This is a genomic window from Flavonifractor sp. An112, from assembly GCF_904377885.1.
GTDB lineage: Bacteria > Bacillota > Clostridia > Oscillospirales > Oscillospiraceae > Flavonifractor > Flavonifractor avicola.
In genome coordinates, this window is record NZ_CAJFGT010000022.1 from 22,858 (window position 1) to 31,475 (window position 8,618).

The following is an 8,618-nucleotide window of genomic DNA, read 5'->3' on the forward strand; positions in this document are numbered from 1 at the left end:
AATCAGAAGCGGAAATAGAGGAAGGGATTGTAGGTGGCGTCCACCAGATAGGCGGTGGAAAGAATCAGACCGGCCAGCAACACCACCGGCAGCACCACTTTCATGGGCTTCTCCGGCAGCTTTTTCCACAGCTTGGTAGCCAGCGGAGTGGCGGCCACGGCACCGATGATCAGCATGGGCAGGAAAGAGGTAAAGTAGTACGCCACGCTGGGGGAGGCCAGACCGGCTGGAGCAAAGCCAAACATGGCGGACAGGTAGGCGCCCATATGACCGAAATCCTCCACGGCAAAGATGGCCCAGCTGACCAGCACCAGGAACAGGGTGTAAATGTGCTGTACCACAGCGGGACACTTCTCCAGCAGCTTGCCCAGGAAGGCCTTCTCCAGAATGATGAGGGCAGCAAAGTAGAGGCCCCAGATCAGGAAATTCCAGCTGGCGCCGTGCCAGATGCCGGTGGCGGCCCAAACGACCAGTAGGTTGAAAAACAGCCGGGGCTTTTTCACCCGGTTACCGCCCAGGGGGATATACAGATATTCCCGGAACCAGGAGCCCAGGGAGATGTGCCACCGGCGCCAGAACTCGGTGACCGACTTGGAGATATAGGGGTAATTGAAGTTCCGCAGGAACTCGAAGCCCAGCATCCGGCCCAGGCCCACGGCCATGTCGGAATAGCCGGAGAAGTCAAAGTACAGCTGAAGGGAGAAGGCCACCACGCCCAGCCAGGCGCCGGAGACGGTGAGCTGGTCGGTGGGTAGAGCCAGATAGACATCCCAAAGCTTGCCGATGTTGTTGGCCAGCAGCACCTTCTTGGCCAGACCCACCACAAACACCTGCACGCCGGAGGCAAACTGCTCCGGGGAGTGGGTGCGGTAGGTCATCTGGTCGGCCAGCTCTTTGTACTTGATAATGGGACCGGCAATGAGCTGGGGGAAGAGGGTAACGAAGGTACCGAAGCTGACAATGCTTTTCTGCACCTCCGCGTCTCCACGGTAGATGTCCACCGGGTAGGTCATGGTCTGGAAGGTGTAGAAGGAGATGCCGATGGGCAGCGTCAGGTTGAGCACCGGCATACCAACGCCGAAATGCTGGAAGGTTCTGGCTACCAAATCCCAGTACTTAAAGAAGAACAGGATAACCAGATTGAGGACCAGCGCCACCGCTACGGCGATCCGGGCGCCCTTGTCGTCGCCTTGCAATTTTCGCCGGGCCACGATCAGGCCGCAGAAGTAGTCCAGCACGATGGTGAAGATCATCAGCAGGATATACTTGGGTTCGCCCCAGCCGTAAAAGACCAGATTGACCACCAGCAGCCACAGGTTGCGCCATTTCAGAGGGGTAATGTAATAGACTAATAATACAATGGGTAGATATAGAAACAAGAAATACAAACTGGAAAAGACCAACTGCTCACCTTCTCTTTGTAGATTTCAGGAAAGATGCCCGGCAGGCTTGCCCTGCCGGGCGCTGAAATGATTATAATGGGTACGGCACCAGAGTGCAACTTCTATTCTACCCAAAAATGCGGATTATTTTGTGTAGCTGTTGAAAATGGTGACCGCATCACCGGCATACTCGCTGATGGCGAAGAGCACATAGTTGCCGTTGGTGACCAGCTTGTAGTTCTTCACCAGCTCATACTGCTCGGGCAGATACTGGGACCACTGGGCGTCCAGATCGGCCTGCCGCTTGGCAATGCCTGCCTTCACAGTGTCCATCTTGCCGTCCTTTACCTTGGCGATGAAAAACTCGGTGGAGTGAACGCCCATGAGGGGCATCATGCACACATACTCCTCCAGGTCGGAGGCGCTGATGCCGTACATGGCGGAGAGGGTGGCGTCGTCCATGGCGGTCAGGTTGGGCAGGCTCAGCTTGGAGATGTCATTCCAGGTAGACTGAACGGCGCTGGCCTGGGGTTTGCTCTCCGGCGTGGGAGTGGGAATGGGGGTAGGCTTGACGGTGGGCTTGGGGGTAGCCGGAGCAGTAGGCGTGGGAGTGGCGGTGGGCTTGGGGGTGGAAGTGGGCTTTGCGGAGGGGGCAGAAGAGGGCGTACTGGAGGGAGTCTCGCTCTCCTCCACAGGAGCGGAGCTCTCAGGCAGGGCGTCGGGGCTCTCCTCAGTAATAGGGGCGGAGTCCTCGGGAGAGGGCATAACGCTCTCAGCCACGGGAGGGGTGGTGACGGTGTTGGGGGTCTCAGAAATGCCGTCGTTGCCGCCGCCGCAGGCGGTCAGCATACCAAGGGTCAGCGTCCCGGCCAGAGCCAGGGCGAGAAAACGATGGTTCATAGGTGGATTCTCCTTTTCTGTTTTTTGTGATCGCTCTATTGGACGGTGGCGGCTGACAAAAAGTTCCCATGTTTCTGTAAAAAAACGCCCCCGCTCCGGCGGGGGCATTCGAGATTCCTTTCAGGCTGGGGCGGCGGGGGCGTCCATGGAATCCAGGGGCAGCACCAGCGTAAAGCGGGTACCCACCCCCGGCCAGGACACCACCTCAAACCAGCCGCCGTGGCGGTCGGCGATCCACTTGGCAATGGACAGGCCCAGACCGGCGCCGCCGGTCTGCCGGGCCCGGCTCTCGTCGGTGCGGTAGAAACGGTCAAAGATATGGGGCAGGCTTTGGGCGTCAATGCCCTGGCCCTGGTCGGCCACCGTCAGCCGGGCCAGGCCGTCCTTCCCCTGGACCGACAGGGTGATGCACCCCCGGGCGGGGGTGTATTTCAGGGCGTTGTCCACCAGGATGCGCAGGGCTTGCTTGATGAGCCCCTCGTCGGCCACCACCGGCACGGCGCACAGCCATTTCCCCTCCAGTTGGTGGGTTTGGTCCAGCATCTGGGTCTCCCGCAGTACCTCGGCGGCCAGCTCGGACAGGTCGCACAGCTGGGGATGGAAGGGGACAGAGTCGTTGTCCCCCCGGGCCAGGAACAAAAGCTGCTCCACCAGCTGCTTCATGGAGTCGGCCTCCTGGCGGATGGCGTCGATGGCCTCCTGCCGGGTAGCAGGGTCGTCCTTGCCCCACCGGTCCAGCAGGCTGGCGTAGCCCTGGATCACGGCGATGGGGGTACGCAGCTCATGGCTGGCATCGGAGACAAAGCGGGTCTGGGAGCGGTAGGCCTCGTTGATCCGGTCCAGCATGGCGTTGATGGCCTGAGCCAGCGCCTTCAGCTCCTTTTGGGCGCCGGTCACCGGAATGCGCCGGTCCAGATGGCTGGCGTTGATTTCGTCCAGCTCTCCGGCCAGGGCCTGGAGCTCTTCCGGCGACATGGAGCCGCCCAGCCGGGTGGCGGCGGCGGCCAGGTCCTGGATGGGCCGCAGGGTGCGGCGGATGGTGCCTGCGTTTTTGAACAGGTTGAGCACCAGACTGACCAGCTGGCAGATCAGCACCACCCGTCCGGCAAAGACGAAGAGGGTGGCGGGGCGGGACAGGTCCAGAGTGATGGCCAATTCCTGCCCCTGAACCTGGGTCACCAGGGTGTAGCTGGTGGGGCCGCCGGTGGAGAAAATCATCAGGGGAATGAGATGTACCGTTCCTGGATCAAACCAGCGCTGGTCCCCCTCAAGTGCCTGGGGGGAGGGAAGCCAGTGGGGGAGCAGGATACCGTTGGGGTCCCCTTCCGCTTCCGCTACGGAATAGCTGCCGGCGGACATCCATGCCGCGGCCTCCTCCGAGGGGGCGCCCTGTTTTTCCGCCAGAGCCTTCAGTTCCGCTGCCTGCCGGTCGGACCAGACAATGAGGCCGCCCCAGAACAGCAGGATGAGCAGGATATCCAGCAGCAGATAGATCCCCAGCAGCCGGAAAAAGAGCCGGGCATTGAGCCGGGCCACGATGGAGGACTTGATGGGGCCGGTGGGCCGGGAAGTTCTGGCAGCCATGGCCTTAACCCCGGAGCCAGTTCAGCACTGGCTCCAGCTGGGGGGCGCTTACCCAGTCGGCGCCCCGTTTCATGGCCTCCAGGGCCTCGCGGGACTGGGGATCGGTCTTTTTGGACAGAATGGCCTTCATCATGGCCATCATCATTTTATATTTTCCCCGGACCCGGGCGGGGGTATAGCCGCCCCGCAGATAGAAGAGAGGCAGTCCGTTACAGTGGTTGTCACCGACCAGCTTGGCCGGATCGCACTCCGGCGCCATGCCCACAGCACAAACGGCCTCCACCCGGAAGCGAGCGGCGGCCTTTTTCAGACCCTGGATCTTCCCGGCGCACAGCCAACCCAGATAGAGCACCTGAGTCCCCTGGGCGAGGGTACCCTCCTTCAACTGGTGGAGGGGCAGGCCGGTCTGGTGGGAGAGCAGAGTGGCATACTGGGCAGTAAAGCCGGTGTTACTGGTATAGACGATGGCGGAAACCTTCATTCCAATCCCTCCCGAATGACATAGCCCACACCCCGGACGGTGTGGATCAGCTTGATGTGGAACGCTTCGTCCAGCTTAGTCCGCAGAAAGCGGATGTATACGTCTACGGTATTGGTCTCGCCCATGAAGTCAAAGCCCCACACCTGCTCCAGCAGTTCCTCCCGGGAGAGGACCTTTTCCTTGTGCTCCAGCAGGCAGCGCAGCAGGTCAAACTCCCGGCGGGTGAGGGCCACGTTCTGGCCGTCCACAGCGACCAGATGCCGGTCCAGATCCATAGCCAGGGGCCCGACAGACAGCCTGTTGTCCGGTTCGGTCCGAGCGGGCCGCTTCCGCAGGGCGGCCCTGATACGGGCCAACAGTTCCTCGGTGGCAAAGGGCTTGGTCACATAGTCGTCCGCCCCCATGTCCAGGCCGGACACCTTGTCCACCACCGTGTCCCGGGCGGTGAGCATGATGACGGGCGTCTGGCTCTCCCGGCGCAGGCGGCGAAGTACCTCCATGCCGGAGAGGGCGGGCAGCATGATGTCCAGCAGGATCAGGTCGAACCGCCCGGACAGAGCCAGCTCCAGTCCCCTCCGGCCGTCAAAGGCCTTTTCCACTTGGTAGCCCTCATAATTCAGCTCCAGCTCCACCATGCGGGCCAGCTTTTCCTCGTCCTCCACCAGCAGGATACGCTCCTCCATGGCACATCACCTCATTGCTTGGATTGGTTCTTGTGGGCGGCCTGCTCTGCCTGGGCCTTGGCCCGCCCAACCGCGTCGCTGACGGTGTCGGCGGCGTGATTAACCGCCTGGCTCACCTCATTGCCGTCCAGATCAGGACCGGCAAACCGGTACCGGCAGCCCATAATGAGCCCTATAATAAGCAGGGGTACCGAGATCCAGAAGGCCAGCAGCACCAGAAGAATAAAAATCAGCAGTGGAATGGAAACAATGGGCTCCCCCCACCGCCATACCTCAAACCGGTTGGTGACGCAGCGCCGCAGAAAACCCACAAAGCTGTCCCAGCCGCTCTGACCGGCGGAGGCCTCAGGTCGAGCAGGACCCTGGTTGGGCGGGGGAGTAGTCTGTTCACTGCCGGGGCGGGTGGAGTAACGGGCACTCTGTCCGCTGCCTGAGCGAATTTTGCCCCGCTGCTCCAGCAGGATCAGGGCGGCCAGCAGATCGCCATCGGTCTCCTCCAGCACCGCTCTGGCCTCCTCGTAGGATACATCGGCCCGTTTCCGCAGCTGTTCCACCAATTCCAATATGACATCCATGGGAACACATCCTTTCAATGGTACCAGTATACTCCAGAGCCGGTAAAGAAGGCATTTAGGCTGTCTTAAAATCCCATTAAAACCGGCAACATTATACCAGCCCCGGCCTTTTGGTGCAAGCGGCGGCTTTACCGGGGGAGAAAACCATGCTATAATAACCGCAGCCCAAACAGCTGGGCTGTTTGGGGCCGCCTTTCAGGCGGCTGGGCGCGGCGAAACGCCGCGCACTGCGCTTGTTACACCATGGCCGAAACCGGCTGAGCCGGTTTTCGCCGCTCTGCGGCGCGCAAGCCGGAGCGGCTTGCAGCCATGGTATAATGCCGTCAGAAGATACATACGGAAAGGAGGGGACGGACATGGGCTGGAAAAAGCGATTGCTTGCCCTGCTGTGCGCGGCGGTACTGGTGCTGGGGCCGGGGCTGGTGAGCACCGCCAAGGCAGATACGGTGGAGATCTACCTGATGGCGGAGAACGACCAGATGCTTACCTTGCCGCTGGAGGCTATGCCCACCTGGATCGGCGGCTCCCTGTACGTCCCCTATATCGCGTTTGACTGGACGGCCACCGGGGTCAACCTGGGGGTGTCCTACGGACAGATCCAGGGGGACAGTGGGAACAGCTTCATGCTGTACAGCCTCAGCGGTACCCTCACCTTTGACCTGAACGCCGGTACCTGCGTGGACCGGTCCGGCCAGCAGCTGGAGATGCGGGCTGTGTCCCGCAACGGCTGGATCTTTGTGCCGCTGGCGTCGGTGTGCTCCTACTTCGGCCTGCGCTACAGCTATACCCCCACCAATTACGGCACCCTGATCCGCATCACCAACGGACAGGAGCGGCTGGGCAGCGAGTTCATCCAGTATGCCCAGGACCCCATGCGCAGCCGATACAACGCCTATATGAAGCAGCTCTATCCCGATAACAATACCCCCCAGCCTTCTGTGCAGCCCACCCCCGCGCCAAGCCCCACCCCCAGTCCCGGGGAGGAGCCGGAGCGCGCACAGCTGACGGTGTATTTCGCCTTCCAGTGTACCGGAGGCGGCGGTGTGACCCAGATCCTGGACCAGTTGGATGGGGCGGGGGTGAAAGCCCTCTTCCTGTTCCGGCCCGAGGAGCTGGAGGCCAATGAGGAAAACCTCCGCCGTATCGTGGGCTCCGGCCACGCTGTGGGCCTGAGCGTGGGAGGGACCACTCTGAGCCAGGTGGAGGAGCAGCTGGATCAGGGCGAGGTCCTGCTGGACCGGCTGGTGCGGCTCAAGACCCACGCCGTCTATCTGGAGGAGGCGGGACGGGATGTGTCCTCAGCGCTGTCGGAGGAAGGCTGGGCCTGCTGGTCTCCCCAGCTGGATCAGACCGGGGATACCCGTTCAGCGGCCACCCGCAGCAATGCTCTGATGAATAACTTTGACAGCCGTACCGGCTCAGTTCGGGTCATGCTGGACGACCGGCCCGGTACCGCCGATCTGCTGGACCGGCTGCTGCCACGGATGGAGCGGGAGGACTACCGGACCCGGCTGGCGCTGGAGACCTGGTTCTGAACCAAGGGGGCGGGCAGATGCCCGCCCCTTACCTTATATGTAATAATGTAGAGACAGGAGGAAACTGCCATGCGCAGCGTCTATCTGGACAACGGCGCCACGTCCTACCCCAAAGCCCCCGGCGTGGGGGAGGCCATGAGCGATTTTATCACCAACATCGGCTGCAATATCGCCCGGGGGGGCTACCGGCAGGCCTATGACGCCGCCGGCCGGGTGCTGGAGGTGCGGGAAAAACTCAATGCTCTGGTAAACGGCCCTGGCCCCCGCAATGTGGTCTTTACTGCCGGCGCTACCGCCGGACTCAATCTGCTGCTCAAGGGTCTGCTCCGGCCGGGGGATAAGGTGCTCACCTCCCCCATGGAGCACAATGCGGTGCTTCGCCCCCTGGAGCAGCTGAAGAAGCAGGGCGTTGTGGTGGAGTACCTGCCCTGTACCGAGCGGGGCGAACTGATCCTGGACGGACTGGCGGACAAGCTGACCCCCGACGTCCGGGCCGTCATGCTCTGTCACGGCTCCAACGTCTCGGGCACCCTCTTTCCTATTGATAAGGTGGGCCCCCTCTGCCGGGAGCGGGAGATCTTCTTCCTGGTGGATGGGGCTCAGACCCTGGGGGCCATCCCGGTGGATATGGCTTCCATGTGCATCGACGGCTTGGCCTTCCCCGGCCATAAGGGCCTGCTGGGGCCCCAGGGCATCGGCGGGGTGGTGGTGACCGACGCTCTGGCGGCGGAGCTGGACCCGCTGCTCTCCGGCGGCACCGGCAGTATGTCGGAATCTCTGGAGATGCCCCCGTTCCTGCCCGACCGCTTTGAGGCGGGGACCCTCAACCTGCCCGGCATCTTCGGCCTGGGGGCGGCCCTGGACTATCTGGAGAGGGAGGGGGAGGCCCTCCGTATCCGGGAGCACAAGCTGGCGGGACACCTGTGGGCCCGGCTTATGGAGCTGGAGGAGGACGGCATCCGGGTGCTGGGTACGGACGACCCCGCCAACCGCACCGGGGTGGTGTCCATCGACTTTCTGAAGGCGGACAACGGGGAGATGGCCTTCCGGCTGGAGCAGGAGTACGGCATCCAGACCCGCTGCGGCCTTCACTGTGCCCCGGTGGCCCACCAGACCCTGGGCACCTTCCCCCAGGGGGCGGTCCGCTTCTCCGTGGGCCCCTTTACCACCTTTGAAGAGATCGACTATGTCCAGGGAGCGGTATACGAGCTGCTGCTGGACTAACCCGCACCCCGTTCCTTTCCTCCGCCGGTACAGCCTGGCCGGAAGATTACGCTTGTGTTACAAAAGTGCCGGGGGTGTTGACGGAACGGATTTGATGGATTATCATTATGCCAGACTCATGGAGAGGATGTCCCCTCCTCATGGTCAAATAAAACAAGGAGGAATTCCAAATGAGAAACCTCAAGAGGACTCTCAGCCTGGCTCTGGCCGCTGTTATGCTGATGGGCATGATGGTCGTGGGCGCCGGCGCTGCG

Annotated in this window: 8 protein-coding genes; 2 read left to right on the top strand and 6 right to left on the bottom strand. The window is 62.0% G+C overall.

The features are described 5' to 3' along the window. Positions 1 to 2 precede the first annotated feature (2 nt). From IHN22_RS04935 to IHN22_RS04960, 6 genes are all read right to left on the bottom strand, one after another. A complete protein-coding gene (locus IHN22_RS04935) occupies positions 3 to 1,403 on the bottom strand; it encodes an MBOAT family O-acyltransferase (protein ID WP_191433852.1) in 1,401 nt (466 codons plus the stop codon). A 123-nt stretch (positions 1,404 to 1,526) separates the two neighbouring features. Beyond that, on the bottom strand, positions 1,527 to 2,282 hold the full coding sequence (locus IHN22_RS04940; protein WP_191433854.1) for a DUF4358 domain-containing protein: 756 nt from the start codon (positions 2,280 to 2,282) through the stop codon (positions 1,527 to 1,529). Between the two features lie 120 nt (positions 2,283 to 2,402). After that, positions 2,403 to 3,866 (bottom strand): sensor histidine kinase, encoded by a 1,464-nt coding sequence (locus IHN22_RS04945; RefSeq protein WP_191433856.1) that lies wholly within the window; start codon positions 3,864 to 3,866, stop codon positions 2,403 to 2,405. 4 nt (positions 3,867 to 3,870) lie between these two features. Then, positions 3,871 to 4,347 (bottom strand): hypothetical protein, encoded by a 477-nt coding sequence (locus tag IHN22_RS04950; protein ID WP_191433858.1) that lies wholly within the window; start codon positions 4,345 to 4,347, stop codon positions 3,871 to 3,873. After that, entirely contained in the window at positions 4,344 to 5,030 is a 687-nt protein-coding gene (locus tag IHN22_RS04955; RefSeq protein ID WP_191433860.1) for a response regulator transcription factor, read from the bottom strand. Before IHN22_RS04955 ends, IHN22_RS04950 begins: the two co-directional genes overlap by 4 nt. A gap of 11 nt (positions 5,031 to 5,041) precedes the next feature. Beyond that, complete coding sequence (locus tag IHN22_RS04960; RefSeq protein WP_191433862.1) at positions 5,042 to 5,605, bottom strand: ubiquitin; 564 nt, start codon at positions 5,603 to 5,605, stop codon at positions 5,042 to 5,044. A gap of 356 nt (positions 5,606 to 5,961) precedes the next feature. Between IHN22_RS04960 and IHN22_RS04965 the strand changes: the two genes are divergently transcribed. Both IHN22_RS04965 and IHN22_RS04970 read left to right on the top strand, forming a co-directional pair. Next, positions 5,962 to 7,140 carry a hypothetical protein gene (locus IHN22_RS04965; RefSeq protein WP_191433864.1) on the top strand — a complete coding sequence of 393 codons (1,179 nt, stop codon included), beginning with the start codon at positions 5,962 to 5,964 and terminating at the stop codon, positions 7,138 to 7,140. Positions 7,141 to 7,209: 69 nt separating this feature from the next. Continuing rightward, positions 7,210 to 8,364 (top strand): aminotransferase class V-fold PLP-dependent enzyme, encoded by a 1,155-nt coding sequence (locus IHN22_RS04970; protein WP_191433867.1) that lies wholly within the window; start codon positions 7,210 to 7,212, stop codon positions 8,362 to 8,364. Positions 8,365 to 8,618: the final 254 nt, after the last annotated feature.

Bases quoted from the DNA above. Each gene is read 5' to 3' on its own strand.
- IHN22_RS04970 (WP_191433867.1), top strand. From the start codon at position 7,210: ATGCGCAGCGTCTATCTGGACAACGGCGCCACGTCCTACCCCAAAGCC.
- IHN22_RS04965 (WP_191433864.1), top strand. From the start codon at position 5,962: ATGGGCTGGAAAAAGCGATTGCTTGCCCTGCTGTGCGCGGCGGTACTG.
- IHN22_RS04940 (WP_191433854.1), bottom strand. From the start codon at position 2,282: ATGAACCATCGTTTTCTCGCCCTGGCTCTGGCCGGGACGCTGACCCTT.
- IHN22_RS04945 (WP_191433856.1), bottom strand. From the start codon at position 3,866: ATGGCTGCCAGAACTTCCCGGCCCACCGGCCCCATCAAGTCCTCCATC.
- IHN22_RS04955 (WP_191433860.1), bottom strand. From the start codon at position 5,030: ATGGAGGAGCGTATCCTGCTGGTGGAGGACGAGGAAAAGCTGGCCCGC.
- IHN22_RS04960 (WP_191433862.1), bottom strand. From the start codon at position 5,605: ATGGATGTCATATTGGAATTGGTGGAACAGCTGCGGAAACGGGCCGAT.
- IHN22_RS04950 (WP_191433858.1), bottom strand. From the start codon at position 4,347: ATGAAGGTTTCCGCCATCGTCTATACCAGTAACACCGGCTTTACTGCC.